The organism is Luteimonas sp. 3794 (assembly GCF_031456825.1).
Taxonomy (GTDB): domain Bacteria; phylum Pseudomonadota; class Gammaproteobacteria; order Xanthomonadales; family Xanthomonadaceae; genus Luteimonas.
The window spans coordinates 1-16,609 of record NZ_JAVDVJ010000010.1 but is presented as its reverse complement, the minus strand read 5'-3'; the positions used below and the strand labels follow the sequence as shown (position 1 = coordinate 16,609).

The window sequence follows — 16,609 nt, the reverse complement described above, 5'->3', positions numbered from 1 at the left end:
ATTGTTCCCCTGTCGTCCGCAGCCGGGGGGCCGCGCTCATTCCAATGATTGAAGCAGGCCCCACATCCCTTCATCCCGCACCATCGCCCGCCCCGGCGGCACCACGAGCGTGGTGTGTTGATGCAGTTCGGCGTCCACGAGCCCCCTGAGCGGCACCCGCTCCACCCGGGGCCGCTCAACCGCGAGCGTAGCAGCTTCATAGAGCGTCACGACATGGTCGGGGGGGTAGTCCTCCGACAAGCGGTCGACCAGCAGCGTCCGCTCGGCGGCAGTACTCGCAAAGCGGCCCGTGTCGCGGATTCCGGCTACGCCCACCTGCCACAGCACCAGCCAGGCGGACGGATCGATGATCCGGCGGTAGAACATGAACTGGCTCGCCTCGTAGTGCTGGCAGCCGACCTCGCCCGGGTCGACGCCCAGATCCGCGTACAGACAGTCTTCGGCCGAAATGCCCGGCTCCATGACGGCTTGGAAGCCTTCGGCCCGCGCCGTCGCGATCGCCCGGTGCGGCACGCAGGCGAAGACGCCCGGGTGGCCGTAGAACGCGCCGCAGACCTCGCGGCCGGCGCGCACCTCGGCGAGCATCGCCTCGACCATGTCGGCATAGGTGCGGTGCCGAGAGCGGCCTTCGCGGTAGAACGGCTGCAGGCTGCGGCAGTCCGCATTCATGCGCATCACCCACTGCTCCACCAGCGGGTCGGAGACCGCGACGAAGACCACGTCGGCGGCCTCGATGTAGCGCCGGGCGCGGGGCCCCAGATGCGCGCCGAGCATCATGCCCACGCCGACACAGGCCAACCGGCCCTGGCTTTCCATGCGTGATCCGCCCCCCTTGCGAAGGCGGCAATCTAGACTGTGACCGGTGTCTCGGCAAGAGCCTGCAGGCGTCGCCGGTCCATCTGCCAGCGCGCCCAGCCGTCCGCGGTCCCGAGCGGCGCGAATCCGAGGGCTCGCATCAAGCCGTCGGCCGCGGCATGGCCGGGGCGATGGCGCGTCCACACCGCATCCAGACCGCCGGCGCACACCACCCGCGGCAGCAGCGCCGCCAGCGCTTCTCGCGCGATTCCGCGCCCGCGCGCGCCATCACCCAGCAACACGCCGGTTTCGGCCGTGTGCCGGTCGGGATCGACGACCAGCGACAGCAACCCCGCTGCATGCCCATCCTCGTCCAGCCGCCAGTAACGCGCCTTCGGCGGATCGCTGCGCATCTGCCGGAGCGCGCCGGACAGCCCGCGCGCCGCCGCGTCCACGTCGAGCGGCGCGCCGATGTGGGCCATCGTCTCCGCATCGCCATAGAGCGCAGCGAACAGCGCGCCGTCGACTTCGCTCACCGGTGTCGCACACAGGCGCTCCGTGCTGAACACATCGGGCCAGACCGCCGAGACGTCGACGCGGCCGGTCACGTCGCTCATCGTGGGCGGGCACCCTCGGCGAGCGCGTGCAGCAGGTCGACATAGGATTTCTCGACCTCGGCGAGGCCCGCCGCACCCACCCCATCCGCCGGGCGGAGCAGCATGTATTCGTCCGGCCCATGTGCGCCCCAGCCGTGGCCCAGGCCGCCGAACACGAACGGCAGGTCGAGCGTGCGCGTGAACTGGTAGAACGGTGCGCTGCCCGCCAGCCACGGTGCGACGCGCGCTTTCGCGCCGTACTTGTTGAAGACACCGATCGCGGCCTGCACCAGCGGGGTGTCGGCGGCGGTCGACGCGGCCGGGTAGCCCGACAGCGGGCGCAGCACGATGTCCTCGAAGCCGCCTGCGTCCAGGTGCGCGCGGATCATCGCGTAGGCGGCGTCGGGCTCCAGGCCGGGCGGCAGGCGCGAGTCCAGCTTGGCGGTCGCGACATGCGGCAGGATGGTTTTCATGCCCTCGCCGGTGTAGCCGCTCCAGATGCCGTCGATGTTGAGCGTCGGCTCCCACAGATTGCGCACGATGGCCTCGCGCCCGGTCAGCCCGTCGACCCAGCGCGACACACCCAGCGAGCGCTGCAGCGCAGCGTCGTCGACATCCACGGCCAATGCGTTGACGAGGGTCTGTTCGGCTTCGGTCGGTGGCCGCACGGCGTCGTAGTAACCGGGAATCCGCACCGTGTTGCCGTCGATCGAAGTCAGCGAGGCGATGGCCTGCACCAGACGCAGCGCGGGCGCATCGACCAGCGACTTGAACGAGCCGTGGATCTCCGACCGGCTCGGCCCACCGTGCGCGCCGCCGCGCGCTTCCAGCTCGAAGTACACGATCCCCTTCACGCCCAGGTTGAGCTGGGCCTCGCCCGTCGCCCCCTGGATCAGCATCGGGAAGAACGCGCCGTCGGCCTGGCGCAGGCGGTCGCGCCAGGGCGCGAGCACTGCGCCGAAATTCGGCGAACCGAGTTCCTCTTCGCCTTCTGCGACGACATAGAGATTGACCGGCAGCGTGCCCTCGACCGCAAGCATCGACGCCACCGCATTGAGGAACGCGCGTTGCGGCCCTTTCTGGTTCATCGCGCCGCGTGCCATCAGCACGGTCCCGAGTTCGTGCTCGACCAGATCGCCGGCGAACGGATCGTCGATCCGCCAGTTCGGTTCGACCGGCTGCACGTCGTACATCATGTAGACCACCAGCGTGGTCGGCGCGCCGGCATCGTAATACCCGAGCACGCCCGGATGTCCCGGCGTTTCGACCAGCTGCACTTCGCCGAAGCCGAGCGCACGCAGGTCGTCCGCAAGCAGCGTCACCATCGCATCGATGCCGTCGTCCGCGGCGCTGATGGATCGCTGGCGCACCCAGCGCTGCAGCTGCGCGACATGCGCGTCCTGTTGGGCGTCGATATAGGCATAGACCGCATCGTGGCGGCCCGCGTAGGCCGGCACCGTGGCCGAATCGAACCGGGCCTCGGTGGTGAACGGGTAGACGGGCCGCTCGGCCCGCGCTGCTCCGGTCATCCACAGCAGAGGGCACAACAGCAGAACAGCAGTCGACAGGCGCATCCTTGGCACTCCCGGGTCAGTTCACCGGATCATGCCTGCACCGCTGGCGCGGGGGAAACCACGCCGCGATGGCGTCACCCGCCGCGGGCGCGGAGCACCGCCTCCACATCCGCCAGCGACAGACCCCGCGCACGCAGCAGGACAATCAAGTGGTAGAGCAGGTCCGCACTTTCGCCCAGCAGTTCCGCATCGCCCTGCACCACGCCGGCGAGCGCGGTTTCCACCCCCTCCTCGCCGACCTTCTGCGCGATGCGGCGGATGCCGCCTTCGAACAGGCGCGTCGTGTAGCTGCCTTCGGGGCGTTCGTGCTCGCGGCTTGCGATCAGGGCGTCGAGCTCGGCGAGCACGCCGGCCGGCGCGGTCGGGAAACAGCTCGGACGCTGCAGGTGGCACGTGGGCCCGCGCGGATGCGCCAGCACCAGAATCGTGTCGGCATCGCAGTCGGCCTCCATCGAGACCAGCTGCAGCGTGTGACCAGACTGCTCACCCTTGGTCCACAGGCGGTTTTTGCTGCGGCTGAAGAACGTGACATGACCGCGGCGCAGGGTTTCGGCATAGGCCGCGCGATCCATGTAGCCGAGCATCAGCACGCGCAGCGTGGCGGCGTCCTGCACGACGGCGGGCAGCAGGCCGTCGCCCTTGGTCCAATCGAGTGCGTCGACGTGGGGCGCGGTCGGCGTTGCGGTCGATGTCATGCGCGGCGGACCTCGATGTGCTGCGCGGCGAGTGCGCGCTTGAGTTCGGGAATGGCGATGCGGCCACTGTGGAACACGCTGGCCGCCAAGGCGCCGTCGACGTCGGCGTCCAGGAACACGTCGACGAAATGCGTGATCTCGCCGGCGCCACCCGAGGCAATCAGCGGTACCGGGCACACCGCGCGCGCGGCCTGCAGCTGTTCGAGATCGTAGCCGGTGCGTACGCCGTCCTTGTCCATGCAGTTGAGGACGATCTCGCCAGCGCCCAGCTGCACCGCCTCGGCGATCCAGTCCAGCGTGCGGATCGGCAGTTCGCGGGTGCGGTCGGGATCGCCGGTATAGCTGCGCACGCGCCACTCGCCATCCGTCTCGCGGATCGAATCGATACCGACGACGACGCACTGCACGCCGAAGGCCTCGGCGAGTTCGGACACCAGGGCCGGTCGCTCCAGCGCAGGCGTGTTGACCGAGATCTTATCGGCACCGGCATGCAGCACTGCGCGCGCGGTCTCCACGTCGCGAATGCCGCCTGCAACGCAGAACGGGATGTCGATCAAGCGCGACACGCGCTCCACCCAACCGCGGTCGACCGAGCGGCCCTGCGGACTGGCCGAGATGTCATAGAACACCAGTTCATCGGCGCCTTCGTCGCGGTAGCGCAGCGCGAGATCGACGATGTCGCCCATGTCGACGTGGTCGCGGAAGCGCACGCCCTTGACCACGCGGCCCTCGCGCACGTCGAGGCAGGGAATGATGCGGCGGCTCAACATGCCAGCGCCTCGGCCACACCCAGGCGGCCTTCGAGCAGCGCACGCCCGAGCACGATGCCGCCACAGCCCTGGGCTTTGGCGGCGTGCACGTCGGCGAGTTCGCGCACGCCGCCCGAGGCCTGCACATCGAGCGTCGGCACCAGCGCCTTGAGATGCGCGTAGAGATCCAGATTCGGGCCGGACAGCATGCCGTCGCGGGCGATGTCGGTACTCAACAGATGCTTGAGACCGCCCTGGGCATAGCGCACCGCGAGTACGTCGAGCGTCGCGTCGGCGGTTTCGGTCCAGCCATGCACCGGCAGATGCCAGACGCCATCGCGGCCCTGGCGGGTGTCGAGCGCGACGGTGACGTGCTCGGCGCCGAAGGTCTCGATCCACTGCAGCACCTGCGCCGGCTCGCGCACCGCCAGCGAGCCCACCACGACGCGTTCCGCGCCCGCATCGAGGATGCGGCGCACATCGTCTTCGGTGCGCACGCCGCCGCCGGTCTGCACGCGCAGCCCGGTATCGGCGCGGATACGTGCGAGCAGCGGCGCGAGCGTGTAGCCGCCCTCGCGTGCGGCATCGAGATCGACCAGGTGCAGCCACTCGGCGCCGGCCTCGGCGTAGGCCTCGATCTGCACCAGCGGATCGTCGCCGTAGCGGGTTTCCTGCGCGTAGTCGCCCTGCGCCAGGCGCACGACGCGGCCGTGGCGGATGTCGATCGCGGGATAGACGGTGAATGCCATGACTCAGGCCTCGAACGCAGGGGAGAGAAAATTGCGCAGCACGCGCGCACCAACAGCGGCGGAACGCTCGGGATGGAACTGGGTGCCGGCGATGGGGCCGCGACGCACAGCGGCGGCGAAGGCCTCGCCGTGATCGCCGGCCAGCACGCAATCATCGGTGACCGGCGCGGCGAAGCTGTGGACGAAATACGCCTGGGCGCCGTCGACGCCTTCGGTCAGGGGATCGGGCCGCGTTGCGCGCAGCGTGCTCCAACCCATGTGCGGCACGCGCAGGCCGGGGCCGCCACGCAGACGGGACACACGGCCCGGCAGCAGGCCGAGACCGACCACCTCGCCCTCTTCCGAGGATTCGAACAACAGCTGCATGCCGACGCAGATCCCGAGCAGCGGACGCTCCAGCGTGCGCAGCACATCGACGAGGTTGAGCTGGTGCAGCCGCGCCATGACCTGCGCCGCGGTGCCGACGCCGGGCAGGATCACCCGATCGGCGGCACGAATGCTGGCGGCATCGGTGACCAGCGCCGCGTCGATGTCGAGCCGCTCGAAGGCGTAGCGCACTGAGCCCGTGTTGGCGCCGCCGGCGTCAACGATTACGACGCGCATGGCACCGCTCCGCGTGACTGCGCAGACCTCGCACTGTCCCCCACTACCGTCATTCCCGCGAAGGCGGGAATGACCAGCTCAGGTTTCATCGTGTCCGCCAACATCACAAGGTCCCCTTCGTGCTCGGCAGAGCATCGCCGCTGCGCCGCACGGCCTGGCCGAGCGCGCGGGCGAAGGCCTTGAAGCAGGCTTCGACCTTGTGGTGGTCGTTTTCGCCCTCGACCTTCAGATTGAGGTTCAACGCCGCCGAGTCGCAGACCGACCGGAAGAAATGCTCGACCAGTTCGGTCGGCATGTCGCCGACGCGTTCGCGCACGAAGCTGCCGTTGAAGACGAGGTACGGCCGGCCGCCGAAATCGAGTGCGGCGCTCGCCAGCGTCTCGTCCATCGGCAAGGTGAAGCCGTAGCGCGCGATGCCGCGCTTGTCGCCCAGTGCTTCGCGCAATGCCTGGCCCAGCGCGATGCCGGTGTCTTCGATGGTGTGGTGTTCGTCGATCTGCAGATCGCCTTCCGCCTGCACCACCAGCGAGATGCCGGCGTGCTTGCCGATCTGGTCCAGCATGTGGTCGAAGAACGGCAGTCCGGTCGAGACGCGCGCATCCGCTGCGGCATCGAGATCGAGTTCAACGCGGATGCGGGTTTCCTTGGTGTTGCGCACCACGGTCGCGCGGCGCGGCGCATCGCACAGTTCGTGCGCGATGCCGGCCCAGTCCCAATCGCCGCCGAACTGCGCAGTGCGCAGCTTGAAACCGCGGATGCCGAGGTTGTCGGCGAACTGGATGTCGGTATCGCGGTCGCCGACCATCGCCGAGCCGTCGAGATCGATGCCGCGGTCGCGCAGGTAGTGCATGACCAGGCCGAGCGCCGGCTTGCGCGTCGGCGCGTTGTCGGCCGGCCAGCTGCGGTCCACCAGCACCTCGCGGAACACGATGCCCTGGCTTTCGAAGATGCCGAGCATCAGATCGTTCGGGCCGTCGAATGTCGCCTGCGGATAGCCGTCGGTGCCGAGGCCGTCCTGGTTGGTGACGATGACGAACTCGAAGCCGGCATCACGCAGGCGCAGCATCGCCGGAATCACCCCGGGCACGAAGCGCAGCTTCTCGAAGGCGTCGATCTGGAAATCGGCCGGTTCCTCGATCAGTGTGCCGTCGCGATCGACGAACAGGATCTTCTTGCCGCGCGCACTCATGCCGCGATCTCCAAAGCTTGCAGGGCGGACAGCACGCGCGCGTTCTGCGCAGGCGTGCCGAGACTGATGCGCAGCGCGTCGCCGAGTTGCGGCGCGGCGCGCTGGTCGCGCACGACGATGCCGGCCGAGAGCAGCGCGGCGAACGCACGATCGGCATCGACGAAGCGGACCAGCAGATAGTTGCCGGCCGACGGATAGATCCGGCGCACACCGGGCGTAGTCGCCAATGCCACGGCCAGTGCATCACGCTCGGCGATGGCTTCGACAACGCGCGCCTGCGTAAGCGCGAGCGCGTCCGCCGACAGCCCCGCCAGCGCGAGATCGGCGCAGGGCGTCGGCACGGGATACGGCGCCTGACAGCGCCGCAGCACCGCGATCAGATCGGGATGGCCGATCGCCACGCCAATCCGAGCGGCCGCAAGCGCATGCGCCTTCGACAGCGTGCGCAGCACCACGAGATTGTCGTGCGCGGCGAGCAGCGTGGTGGCCGAGTCCGTCCCGGCGAACTCGATGTAGGCCTCGTCGACGACGACGACCGCCCGGCCCGCCAGCGCATCGGCCAGGTGGTCGACCTCGGCAAGCGGCACCAATCCACCGGTCGGATTGGAAGGCGAGCACAGGAAGACGAGTTTGACGCCGCGAGAGAGCGCCGCGCTGCGGACCGCCCCCAGATCCACGCCGAAGCCCTCGATCCCGTCGACCAGCGGCACTTCGATGAACGTCGCGCCCTGCAGCCGCGCACTGACCGCATACATGCCGAACACGGGGGGCGTCGCCAGCACCGCGTCGCGGCCGGGCACGCACAGCGCGCGCACCAGCAGATCGATCGCTTCGTCGCTGCCGCGGCCGATCAGCAACTGCTCGACCTCGACGCCATACAACGCCGCCAATCGCGCCTGTAGTTCGGGCGGCTGTGGCGATGGATACCGGCGGCAGCGTCCGTCGATATCGCCGGGATTCGCCAGCGGCGCTTCATTGGCATTGAGCCAGACATCGCCTTCGAGCCGCTGCGACCGCGCCGACGCGTAGCCGGCGAAGTCACGCAGGTCATCGCGGACCAGATCGAGCACGCTGCTCATGCCGCCGCCTTCGCAATCCGCAGCGCGACCGCGTTCGCATGCGCGTCCAGACCTTCGGCGCGCGCCATCGTGACCGCATCAGGACCAATCGCGCGGATACCGGCGGCTGATGCGGACTGCACGCTGACCGTATTCTGGAAGCTCGACACGCTCACCCCGCTCCACGCGCGCGCCGCGCCGCCGGTGGGCAGTACATGGTTGGTACCGCTGCAGTAATCGCCGAGCGCTTCGGGCGTCCAGTCGCCGAGGAACACCGAACCGGCGACCTCGACGTGATCGAGCCAGGCGCGCGGCGCGCGCAGCGCGAGGATCAGGTGTTCGGGCGCGTAGCGATTGCTGATCTCGAACGCGGTGGCGAGGGTGTCCACCCGCAACAGCCGCGAGCGCGCCATCGCCTGGCGTGCGATCGCCGCGCGGGGCAGCGCCGCGAGTTGCGCCGTCAGTTCGCGGCGCACCTTTTCCAGCAGCGCATCGTCGTCGGACAGCAGCAGCACCTGCGAATCCGGCCCGTGTTCCGCCTGCGACAGCAGATCGGCGGCGACGAACGCCGCATCGGCGCCGGCGTCGGCGATCACCAGCACTTCCGACGGGCCGGCCGGCATGTCGATCGCAACCGTCCCGCCCTGCGCGACCTGCTGCTTGGCCTCGGTGACGAAGCTGTTGCCGGGGCCGAACAGCTTGTCGCAGGCCGGCACGCGCTCGGTGCCGAAGGCCATCGCGGCGATCGCCTGCGCGCCGCCGAGCTTGAACACGCGGTGCACGCCGGTGAGCCTGGCGGCCACCAGCACGGCCGGATCGGCGCTGCCGTCGGGGCGCGGCGGCGTGCACAGCACGACCTCGCGACACCCGGCCAGGCGCGCCGGCACGCCGAGCATCAACGCGGTCGACGGCAGCGGTGCGGTGCCTGCCGGCACGTACAGGCCCACACGTGGAATCGGCCGCACGATGCGCGCGCAATTGACGCCCTCGGCGGTGTCGACGTTGTAGCCGGGCGTCATGCCGGCCGCGTGGAAACGCTCGATGCGCGCCGCGGCATTGACCATCGCCTGACGCAGTTCGGCCGGCACCGCAGCCTCGGCAGCGGCGAACTCCTCGGCGCCCACTTCGAGATCCTCGAGCGCGACGCGGTCGAAACGCTCGGTCAGTTCGCGCAAGGCAACATCGCCGCGTGTGCGTACGTCGTCAAGCACGTCCGCGACTGCGCTGCGCGTCTGCGCAGCCACGGCCTGCGTGGGCCGGCGCAGGAGCTCGGTGCGCGTGTCGGCATCGGCGTCGCACCAGTCGACGATCGCCGGCACCGCGCCATCGATGGCCATCGAATCGATCTGCATGTTCATGCCAGCATCCGCTCCACCGGCAGCACCATCACACCGGCCGCGCCGGCCTGCTTCAGCGCTTCAAGGCGCGGCCAGGTCATCTCGCCGTGGCAGAGCACCTGCAGCGCGACCTTGTCGCTGCCGTCGACCTGCAGCAGCGTCGGCGCCTCGGCGTCGGGCAACAGCTTGAGCAGTGCGTCCACGCCATCGCGACGCGCCTGGAACATCACCAGCCGGCTGTCACGCAGACGCAGCACACCGTCGAGGCGGCGCAGCAGCAGCGACGCAAGTTCACCGCGCACATCGGCGAACGGCGTGACCGGGCCGGCCAGTACCGCCTCGCTGGGCATCAGCGTGACCGCGGGCTTGAGCTGGTTCGCAGTCAAGGTGGCACCACTGGAAACCAGATCGCAGATGAAGTCGGCTTGGCCCAGACGCGGCGCGATCTCGACCGAGCCCGACAGATTGACGATCGTCGCCTGCACGCCCTGTGCGTCCAGCCACTGCTGCAACAGGCCCGGATAACTGGTCGCGATGCGGCTGCCCTGCAGCTGCGCTGGACCGGTCCACTCGGTGGATTCGGGAATCGCGATGTCGAGCCGGCAACCGCCGAAACCGAGGCTGCGTACCGCCTTCGACACCTGCGGCCGGCCGCGCAGTGCGCGATCCGCGCCGACCTCGTCGAGCACGTTGCGACCGACGATGCCGTAATCGCAAACGCCGTCGGCGAGCAGCCCGGGGATGTCGTCGTCGCGGACCAGCAGCAGATCGACCGGCAGCGTTTCGCCGTAGCAGAACAGCTTGTCGCGGCTCTCGCGCCAGGACAGGCCGCAGGACGCCAGCAGCGCGCGCGCCGGCTCGCTCAGGCGGCCGGACTTCTGGATGGCGATGCGCAGGCGATCGCGCGTGGCGCCGCCGTTCACAGGACTCATGGGGATGACCTCAGTGGGATTCGGGTGTGCGCGCCACGCGACGCGCCGCGATCGCATAGCCGCCGGCGCCGCGATCGAGCGTGCGGGCGACGCGGCCGACCGTCGTCACGCTGACGCCGGTGCGATCATGGATCTCGCGATACGGCACGCCCTGCTGCAGCAGCGGCACCACGCGCCAGCGATCGACCAGCGCTTCCAGCTCGGCCGGCGTGCACAGATCGTCGAGAAAACGCGCGACCTCACCGGCCGTCTTCAGACCCGCGAACGCACGCGCCAAAGCCTTCAGGGAGGCACTGGCTTCATGGTCCGGCAGGGGTTCGGGGCGTTGCTTCACGGGCGTGGCGGGTTGTATCAATGTAATAGCGTGCTAGTACATTACTCCGATTTCCCGGCGAGTCAATCGCGGGATGGTCGCGGAAGTGCCTACGTGGTCGAATGCGTTCATCCCACCCGCGAAGGATCGTGATGTCCCGGAGCCTCGTCGCCCTCTGCCTCGCATTCCTGGCGATGCCCGCACTCGGCACGGATCCGGAGCCGGCCGCGCCGCCATTCGTCACCGCTGGCGCGCTGACGGACTGGCTCGCCCATCATCCGTCTGCGCTGGATCACGCGCCGCCGCACGCACGCGCACTGTTTCTGGAAGCGCTCGATTTCGGCCCCAGGGGCGTACGCGGCTTTCCCTATGGCGAACTCGCGTTCGATCTGACCACCGCGGAACTGGCCGAGGTGCAACGCCTGCTGCTCGACGAAGCGATGCCACTGCCCGGACTCGAAGTCGAGGAGGCGCGACGCCTGCGGGCGGTGCGGGCTTCAGGCGCGCTCGCAGCCCCATCCGCGCCGGTGCTGGCCACGTATCGTGAATGGCGCGGCACGCTGGAACCGATGGAAATGTCCGGCGAAGCCATCGACCGGCTGGCCGCAGAACAGACACAGGCCGGCAGCGATGTGAGCGAGGATCTACGTCTGCTGCACCGCGCGGCACTGGAACGCGCGACTGAATTCCGGGACGACGCGCGGATCCACACCGTACGCGCCCTGCATGCACGTCTTCAGGCACGGACACTCGCGAGCCGGCAGGATCACCGTGCGCTGCAGCGTCTGCTGATTGTCAGCGGTCGTATCGAAGACGCCCGGACGTTCACCGCAAGCGTGCCCGATGCGGGCCTGCCCGCGGTGCCAAGGTTCGATGCATCCCGGCCGCTTCCTCAAAGTGCGGTCCGCATCTGGCAGATCGAAGACGATGACGGGGCCGAGCCCTCACTGCGTCAGGATGCGCTGGATCTCGATCTCCGCATCGTCGTCGTGTCGTCGCCCGGTTGCGGCTTCAGTCGCGCGGCCGCCACCGCAATCCCGTCCGATCCGGAACTCGGTCCGATCTTCGCGCAGCATGCGGTCTGGCTGATCGCGCCCGATGCGATCGCGGATGTGGCCGCACTGCGCGAATGGAACCTGCGCAATCCGAACGCCGGCATCAAGATCGCCGTCGACGCGGCGCAATGGCCGGTCGCGCTCGATACCACGCCGCAGTTCCTGGTCTTTCGCGATGGGCAGCTCGTCGAGCACGTCGATGGCTGGCGACGCGATGGCAGCGATCGCGACGCCTTGCACGCGGCGCTGGCGCGGGCTGGACTGCTGCGTTCCAACGCGGACATCCCTGTTCCGGCGAACATCCGGAACACGACTTCCGGACACAGGTGACCCATGCGAGAACGTCTGCAGGCGCTGCTCGATGCGGGACGCGACGATGCGCTGCTGCGCTTCGGGCTGGGCAATAGCTGCCTGCAGGCGGGCGACCTGGACGCGGCGGCGACGCATCTGGCAGCCGCGACGCGGCACGATCCCGATTACTCGGCAGCGTGGAAGCTGCTCGGCAAGGCACTGCTGGCGTCGGGGCGCGAGGACGCGGCCGAAGCGGCGTGGCGCGCGGGACTCGACGCGGCGGCGCGACGCGGGGACGTGCAGTCGTCAAAGGAGATGACGGTGTTCCTGCGCCGGATCGAGCGCGGGCGGCAGGCGGACGCGTAGGTCGAGGCAGCGACGCCTGAGACGCGTTCGCTTTGAACTGCCCACCCTGAGATCGCGTCGGAACGCTCTGTAGGAGCGCGCTTGCGCGCGATGGGGCTGACCGGGAAGGCGCCATCGCGCGCAAGCGCGCTCCTACAACAGCGTCGGATGTCCGCTAGTCGGCGCGGCGGCGCGCCTGCATCGCCATCCAGGCCAGCGCAACACCGCACAGGGCCCCCATCGATGACATGAACACCCGCGCGGCGAGGAAGTTTGGGTCGTGGATCTTCTGCAGCGCGATGCGCGCATACACCGGCGATTCGAGTTTGACCACGCCCATGTAGAACAGATGCCAGGCGTCGATGCCGGTCGCGACCCCCAGTGCCAGCAGACAGCTCCAGCCGAGCGCGGGGCCGTGCGGCCATCGGTTGCGCGCACCGATCCAGTGGAACAGCAGGTAACACAGCACGCCGACGCCGAGCGCGATCAGCGCCGCCTCCAGCACGCCCAGCCAGCCGAAGTGCAGCGCGAGGTTCAAACGCCGGTGTCCGGCGCGGGCAAGCGCCAGCGCGGCAGCACGCCGAGCAAGGCGCCTTCGGATACCAGCTTCACCGCGGCCGCGACTTCGCCATCGAGCGCGCGGTCGCGATCGAGGAACGGGATCGCCTCGCGCACGATCGCGTGCGCCGCGGCGACGATTTCGCCGGGATGGAAAGGGTCGCAGGCGGCGAGCTCGGCGCGCAGGGCTTCGACCTCGTCGACGAAGGCGCCACGGGTCGGGCGATCGGACGCCGGACCGCCCTGCACTTTCGCCGCCAATGCTTCCGCATCGCCACGCCGGGCGAGATCGCGCGCCGCGTTGATCATGTCCACGCGCAGATCGAGCGCCTGCGCAGCAGTGTAGATCTCGAGCGCCAGTACCTTGCCCAGATCTTCGGCCATCGACAGCACGTGACGCGCCTCGTTGGTGCCCATCGACACGTGGTCTTCGGCGTTCGCGCTGGTCGGGATCGAGTAGACGCTGGCCGGGTGCGCGCGCGTGGCGAGATCGTTGACGATCGCCGCAGCGGTGTACTGCACGATCATGTAGCCCGACTCGGTCGCATCCTCGTTGCCGATCAAAAAGCCCGGCAGGCCGTCGTTGGTCGACGGATCGACCAGCTTGTTGAGACGGCGCTCGGAAATCGACGCGAGCACAGGAATTGCGGCCTTGACGTAACTCATCGCCAGCGCGAGCGGCATGCCGTGGAAGTGGCCGGCGGAGATGACCTTCTCCTCGACATGCTCGGCCTCGCGGTCCGGGAACACCAGCGGATTGTCGGTGACCGCGTTGAGCTCGATCTCGAACACGCGCTTGCCCTGCTCGATCGCGTCGCGTACCGCGCCGTGCACCTGCGGAATGCAGCGCAGCGAATAGCTGTCCTGCGGCTGGTGCTTCTTGCCGCCGCGGAACGGGCGGAAACGCGTGTAGAACTTCTCGCGACCGTGACGCTGGTCGCTCGGCACCCAGTCCCAGCCGATATCGAAGCGCAAGGCCTGCGCCTCGGGCGTGTCCCAGCTCGTCGGCAACCACGGCCGGAAGCGCGGCACCAAGTGATACGGGATGTCGGCGAGCGTGGACCCGGCGAGCAGTTCGCGCAGATGCGCGGCCACCTCGACCTGGCCCGGATGCGGGCGCAGTGCGTGGACGTCCGGATCGAACGCGCCGAGGCGACCGGCGAAGGCATCGATCGTCATCGCCGCGGCGAGATCGGCGGTGTCGAGCAACGCATCGAGCTTCTGCAGCGCCAGCACGCCGGTGGCGAGCATCTGCGCGGTGCCGTTGTTGAGGGCGAGACCTTCCTTGTACGACAGCGTGACCGGCGTGAGGCCCGCGCGCTTCAGCGCTTCGGCGCCGGGCATCCGCTCGCCATCGAAATACGCTTCACCGCCGCCGAGCAGCACGATCGCCAGATGCGACAGCGGCGCGAGATCACCGGATGCCCCGACCGAGCCCAGCGCCGGCACCACCGGCACGATGCCGGAATTGAGCAGCGCGGCCAGTGCCTGCAGTGTCTGCACGCGGATGCCCGAATGGCCCTTGAGCAGCGTGTTGATGCGGATGCACAGCATCGCGCGGACCACGTCCGCGGAGAGCGGCTCGCCGACGCAGACCGCGTGGGTCACGATCAGGTTGACCTGCAGTTCCTCGTGCAGCGAGCGGTTTGATGGCGTCGCGCCCGGCAGGTCATCGCGCAGCGGACGTGCGCCCAGCAGGCGGTCGGCATTGCTGCCAAAGCCCGTCGACACGCCATAGATCGGTTCCTCGCGGCGCACCTGCTCGGCGAGGAAGTCGGCGGCTCGGGCGACGCCTTTCAGCGCGTCTTCGTCGAGCGCGACCGGCGCGCCGTGCGCGACCATGACCAGTTGCGCGCGGGTCAGCGAACGGCCGTCGAGGCGGATGGATTTCATCGGGTGGACTCCAAGCAGGTCACGGTCGTGGTGACGCGGGCGGCCGGACATTCGCCGAATACGCTGCCGCGGGTGCCGAGAAGCGAAGTGACGGTGTCATCAAGGCGATGGCCACCGCGACAGCGACGCTCGCCCTCGGCCGCGATGTCGGCCAGCGCCGCGGACGCGTCGCCGGACCAGGCGCACTGGACACTTTCCACGTGGTAGACGCCGGGCGTCACCCGTTTGAACCGGGTGTCGAACGGCGAGCAGGCCGCCAGCGACAGGATGATCAGCGGCAACAGGGCCGCCGGCCCCGGCGACCGCAGCGTCATCGCATCGCCTGCCACTGCTCGCGCTCGACCAGCAGCGTGCGCGGCAGATCGTCGTCGACGACCTCGAACTGCTCACCGCGGCGCAGATCCTTGACCGCGACCACGCCCTTGGCGACCTCATCCTCGCCTCGGATCACGACGAAGCGGATGCCGGCGCGGTCGGCGTACTGCATCTGCTTGGCGAGCTTGCGCGGCTCAAGTTGGGTTTCGACGTTGAGGCCAGACGCGCGCAAACGCTGCGACAGCGCGAGCGCGTCAGGCAGCGAGGCGTCGTCGAGCAGCGTCACCAGCACGTCCACCGAACTGTCGGCCGTGGCAATGAGACCCGCTTCGCGCAACTGCCAGAACAGGCGCGTCAGGCCGATCGAGATGCCGACACCCGGCAGCTTCGACTTGGTGTAGTGGCTGGCGAGGTTGTCGTAGCGACCGCCCGAACAGATCGAACCGATCTGCGGGTGCGCGTCGAGGATCGTCTCGTAGACCATGCCGGTGTAGTAATCGAGACCGCGCGCGATCGACAGGTTCAATGCGTAACGCGATTCGGGCACGCCGAGTGCGCGCAGCTGGTTGAGCAGGTCGCGAAGTTCATTGCGGCCTTCCTCGAACAGATCCGTGCCGGCGCCGAGCGCGTCGAGCTTCGCCAGCGCATCGTCATGACCGCTCGAGCGCACCCGCGAGAACGCGAGCAGACGCTCGGCGATTTCGTCCGACAGGCCGAAGTCCTCGCCGGTCAGCGTGGCGCGCACCGCGTCCTCGCCACGCTTGTCGAGCTTGTCGATCTCGCGCAGCACGGTCATCTGACGGCTGTCGTCGATGCCCTGCCCTTCGAAATAGCCGCGCAGCAGCTTGCGGTGGTTGAGCTGGATCGTGAACTCGCCGATGTCGAGCGCGGCGAACACCGCGCTGATCACTGCGGGCACTTCGGCGTCATAACGCGGCGACAGCGAATCCTTGCCGATCACGTCGATGTCGCACTGGTAGAACTCGCGGAAGCGGCCGCGCTGCGCGCGCTCGCCACGGTAGACGCGCTGCATCTGGTAGCGGCGGAACGGGAACGCGAGGTCGTGCTCGTGCTCGGCGACGTAGCGCGCCAGCGGCACGGTCAGGTCGAAGCGCAGCGCGAGTTCCGGCAGGCCGTCGGACTGCTTCTCGAGTGCGCCCGTGGACTGCACGAAATACACCTGCCGCTCGGTCTCGCCGCCGGATTTCGTCAGCAGCGTCTCGGACAGCTCGAACACCGGCGTTTCGATCGGCAGGAACCCGAAGCCCTCGAACGTGCGGCGGATCGTGTCCAGCATCCGCTGGAACGCGATCTGGTCGCGCGGCAACAGTTCCATGACGCCGGGCGGGGTCCGGGGCTTGATCATGCGGGCAGGCTCTTGTCGTGATGCGGATGGAGGCGGACATTCTAATGCGTCCCCGTGCTGCGCATTCCCCTGTAGGAGCGGGGGGGGGGGCGGGGGGGGGGGGGGGGGGGGGGCCCCCCCCCCCCCCCCCCCCCACCCCCCCCCCCCCCCCCCCCCAGAAGCCGGCCCCAAACCCCCCCCGAAAGAGGGACACGCG

18 protein-coding genes are annotated in these 16,609 nt (G+C 69.1%); 2 read left to right on the top strand and 16 right to left on the bottom strand.

Annotated elements, in window-relative coordinates:
* Nucleotides 1–36: 36 nt before the first annotated feature.
* The 12 genes from J2X52_RS13105 to J2X52_RS13050 all read right to left on the bottom strand — a co-directional run bounded on the left by J2X52_RS13105 (nucleotide 37) and on the right by J2X52_RS13050 (nucleotide 10,611).
* Nucleotides 37–816: an SAM-dependent methyltransferase gene (locus tag J2X52_RS13105; RefSeq protein ID WP_310154103.1), complete on the bottom strand. Its 780-nt coding sequence runs from the start codon at nucleotides 814–816 to the stop codon at nucleotides 37–39.
* Between the two features lie 32 nt (nucleotides 817–848).
* On the bottom strand, nucleotides 849–1,412 hold the full coding sequence (locus tag J2X52_RS13100) for a GNAT family N-acetyltransferase (protein WP_310154100.1): 564 nt from the start codon (nucleotides 1,410–1,412) through the stop codon (nucleotides 849–851).
* On the bottom strand, nucleotides 1,409–2,965 hold the full coding sequence (locus tag J2X52_RS13095; RefSeq protein WP_310154097.1) for a M20/M25/M40 family metallo-hydrolase: 1,557 nt from the start codon (nucleotides 2,963–2,965) through the stop codon (nucleotides 1,409–1,411). The genes J2X52_RS13100 and J2X52_RS13095 overlap by 4 nt, the downstream gene beginning before the upstream one ends.
* Nucleotides 2,966–3,039: 74 nt before the next feature.
* Complete coding sequence (hisIE, locus tag J2X52_RS13090; RefSeq protein ID WP_310154094.1) at nucleotides 3,040–3,660, bottom strand: bifunctional phosphoribosyl-AMP cyclohydrolase/phosphoribosyl-ATP diphosphatase HisIE; 621 nt, start codon at nucleotides 3,658–3,660, stop codon at nucleotides 3,040–3,042.
* Nucleotides 3,657–4,430: an imidazole glycerol phosphate synthase subunit HisF gene (gene hisF / locus J2X52_RS13085; protein WP_310154093.1), complete on the bottom strand. Its 774-nt coding sequence runs from the start codon at nucleotides 4,428–4,430 to the stop codon at nucleotides 3,657–3,659. The genes hisIE and hisF overlap by 4 nt, the downstream gene beginning before the upstream one ends.
* Nucleotides 4,424–5,158 (bottom strand): 1-(5-phosphoribosyl)-5-[(5-phosphoribosylamino)methylideneamino]imidazole-4-carboxamide isomerase, encoded by a 735-nt coding sequence (gene hisA / locus J2X52_RS13080; protein ID WP_310154090.1) that lies wholly within the window; start codon nucleotides 5,156–5,158, stop codon nucleotides 4,424–4,426. Before hisA ends, hisF begins: the two co-directional genes overlap by 7 nt.
* A 3-nt stretch (nucleotides 5,159–5,161) precedes the next feature.
* Nucleotides 5,162–5,761, bottom strand: a complete 600-nt coding sequence (gene hisH / locus J2X52_RS13075) for an imidazole glycerol phosphate synthase subunit HisH (RefSeq protein WP_310154087.1) — start codon at nucleotides 5,759–5,761, stop codon at nucleotides 5,162–5,164.
* A gap of 103 nt (nucleotides 5,762–5,864) precedes the next feature.
* Nucleotides 5,865–6,950, bottom strand: coding sequence for a bifunctional histidinol-phosphatase/imidazoleglycerol-phosphate dehydratase HisB (gene hisB, locus J2X52_RS13070; RefSeq protein WP_310154084.1), 1,086 nt, complete (start codon nucleotides 6,948–6,950; stop codon nucleotides 5,865–5,867).
* Nucleotides 6,947–8,029 (bottom strand): histidinol-phosphate transaminase, encoded by a 1,083-nt coding sequence (hisC, locus tag J2X52_RS13065; protein ID WP_310154081.1) that lies wholly within the window; start codon nucleotides 8,027–8,029, stop codon nucleotides 6,947–6,949. The genes hisB and hisC overlap by 4 nt, the downstream gene beginning before the upstream one ends.
* Nucleotides 8,026–9,345, bottom strand: coding sequence for a histidinol dehydrogenase (hisD, locus tag J2X52_RS13060; RefSeq protein WP_310154318.1), 1,320 nt, complete (start codon nucleotides 9,343–9,345; stop codon nucleotides 8,026–8,028). The genes hisC and hisD overlap by 4 nt, the downstream gene beginning before the upstream one ends.
* Before the next feature lie 17 nt (nucleotides 9,346–9,362).
* A complete protein-coding gene (gene hisG, locus J2X52_RS13055; protein ID WP_310154078.1) occupies nucleotides 9,363–10,277 on the bottom strand; it encodes an ATP phosphoribosyltransferase in 915 nt (304 codons plus the stop codon).
* A 10-nt stretch (nucleotides 10,278–10,287) separates the two neighbouring features.
* Complete coding sequence (locus J2X52_RS13050) at nucleotides 10,288–10,611, bottom strand: YerC/YecD family TrpR-related protein (protein WP_310154074.1); 324 nt, start codon at nucleotides 10,609–10,611, stop codon at nucleotides 10,288–10,290.
* Between the two features lie 131 nt (nucleotides 10,612–10,742).
* Between J2X52_RS13050 and J2X52_RS13045 the strand changes: the two genes are divergently transcribed.
* Both J2X52_RS13045 and J2X52_RS13040 read left to right on the top strand, forming a co-directional pair.
* On the top strand, nucleotides 10,743–11,975 hold the full coding sequence (locus J2X52_RS13045) for a hypothetical protein (RefSeq protein ID WP_310154071.1): 1,233 nt from the start codon (nucleotides 10,743–10,745) through the stop codon (nucleotides 11,973–11,975).
* A 3-nt stretch (nucleotides 11,976–11,978) separates the two neighbouring features.
* A complete protein-coding gene (locus J2X52_RS13040; protein WP_310154070.1) occupies nucleotides 11,979–12,302 on the top strand; it encodes a tetratricopeptide repeat protein in 324 nt (107 codons plus the stop codon).
* Between the two features lie 154 nt (nucleotides 12,303–12,456).
* On the opposite strand, the gene J2X52_RS13035 is transcribed toward J2X52_RS13040, so the two are convergent.
* Genes J2X52_RS13035 through hisS form a run of 4 tightly spaced genes read right to left on the bottom strand, consistent with a single transcriptional unit; the run spans nucleotide 12,457 to nucleotide 16,413 of the window.
* The gene (locus J2X52_RS13035; RefSeq protein WP_310154068.1) at nucleotides 12,457–12,819 is read right to left on the bottom strand and encodes a hypothetical protein; all 363 of its coding nucleotides are present in this window, start codon (nucleotides 12,817–12,819) and stop codon (nucleotides 12,457–12,459) included.
* Nucleotides 12,816–14,732: an aromatic amino acid lyase gene (locus tag J2X52_RS13030; RefSeq protein WP_310154065.1), complete on the bottom strand. Its 1,917-nt coding sequence runs from the start codon at nucleotides 14,730–14,732 to the stop codon at nucleotides 12,816–12,818. Before J2X52_RS13030 ends, J2X52_RS13035 begins: the two co-directional genes overlap by 4 nt.
* Complete coding sequence (locus J2X52_RS13025) at nucleotides 14,729–15,046, bottom strand: hypothetical protein (RefSeq protein ID WP_310154063.1); 318 nt, start codon at nucleotides 15,044–15,046, stop codon at nucleotides 14,729–14,731. The genes J2X52_RS13030 and J2X52_RS13025 overlap by 4 nt, the downstream gene beginning before the upstream one ends.
* Entirely contained in the window at nucleotides 15,043–16,413 is a 1,371-nt protein-coding gene (gene hisS, locus J2X52_RS13020; RefSeq protein WP_310154060.1) for a histidine--tRNA ligase, read from the bottom strand. Before hisS ends, J2X52_RS13025 begins: the two co-directional genes overlap by 4 nt.
* Nucleotides 16,414–16,609: the final 196 nt, after the last annotated feature.

What these genes read in the sequence shown, in the direction of transcription:
- J2X52_RS13100 (WP_310154100.1), bottom strand. Translation starts at nt 1,412, where the DNA reads ATGAGCGACGTGACCGGCCGCGTCGACGTCTCGGCGGTCTGGCCCGAT.
- J2X52_RS13045 (WP_310154071.1), top strand. Translation starts at nt 10,743, where the DNA reads ATGTCCCGGAGCCTCGTCGCCCTCTGCCTCGCATTCCTGGCGATGCCC.
- J2X52_RS13040 (WP_310154070.1), top strand. Translation starts at nt 11,979, where the DNA reads ATGCGAGAACGTCTGCAGGCGCTGCTCGATGCGGGACGCGACGATGCG.
- J2X52_RS13095 (WP_310154097.1), bottom strand. Translation starts at nt 2,965, where the DNA reads ATGCGCCTGTCGACTGCTGTTCTGCTGTTGTGCCCTCTGCTGTGGATG.
- hisA (WP_310154090.1), bottom strand. Translation starts at nt 5,158, where the DNA reads ATGGCATTCACCGTCTATCCCGCGATCGACATCCGCCACGGCCGCGTC.
- hisF (WP_310154093.1), bottom strand. Translation starts at nt 4,430, where the DNA reads ATGTTGAGCCGCCGCATCATTCCCTGCCTCGACGTGCGCGAGGGCCGC.
- J2X52_RS13025 (WP_310154063.1), bottom strand. Translation starts at nt 15,046, where the DNA reads ATGACGCTGCGGTCGCCGGGGCCGGCGGCCCTGTTGCCGCTGATCATC.
- hisC (WP_310154081.1), bottom strand. Translation starts at nt 8,029, where the DNA reads ATGAGCAGCGTGCTCGATCTGGTCCGCGATGACCTGCGTGACTTCGCC.
- hisB (WP_310154084.1), bottom strand. Translation starts at nt 6,950, where the DNA reads ATGAGTGCGCGCGGCAAGAAGATCCTGTTCGTCGATCGCGACGGCACA.
- hisD (WP_310154318.1), bottom strand. Translation starts at nt 9,345, where the DNA reads ATGGCCATCGATGGCGCGGTGCCGGCGATCGTCGACTGGTGCGACGCC.
- hisH (WP_310154087.1), bottom strand. Translation starts at nt 5,761, where the DNA reads ATGCGCGTCGTAATCGTTGACGCCGGCGGCGCCAACACGGGCTCAGTG.
- hisG (WP_310154078.1), bottom strand. Translation starts at nt 10,277, where the DNA reads ATGAGTCCTGTGAACGGCGGCGCCACGCGCGATCGCCTGCGCATCGCC.
- J2X52_RS13105 (WP_310154103.1), bottom strand. Translation starts at nt 816, where the DNA reads ATGGAAAGCCAGGGCCGGTTGGCCTGTGTCGGCGTGGGCATGATGCTC.
- hisIE (WP_310154094.1), bottom strand. Translation starts at nt 3,660, where the DNA reads ATGACATCGACCGCAACGCCGACCGCGCCCCACGTCGACGCACTCGAT.
- J2X52_RS13030 (WP_310154065.1), bottom strand. Translation starts at nt 14,732, where the DNA reads ATGAAATCCATCCGCCTCGACGGCCGTTCGCTGACCCGCGCGCAACTG.
- hisS (WP_310154060.1), bottom strand. Translation starts at nt 16,413, where the DNA reads ATGATCAAGCCCCGGACCCCGCCCGGCGTCATGGAACTGTTGCCGCGC.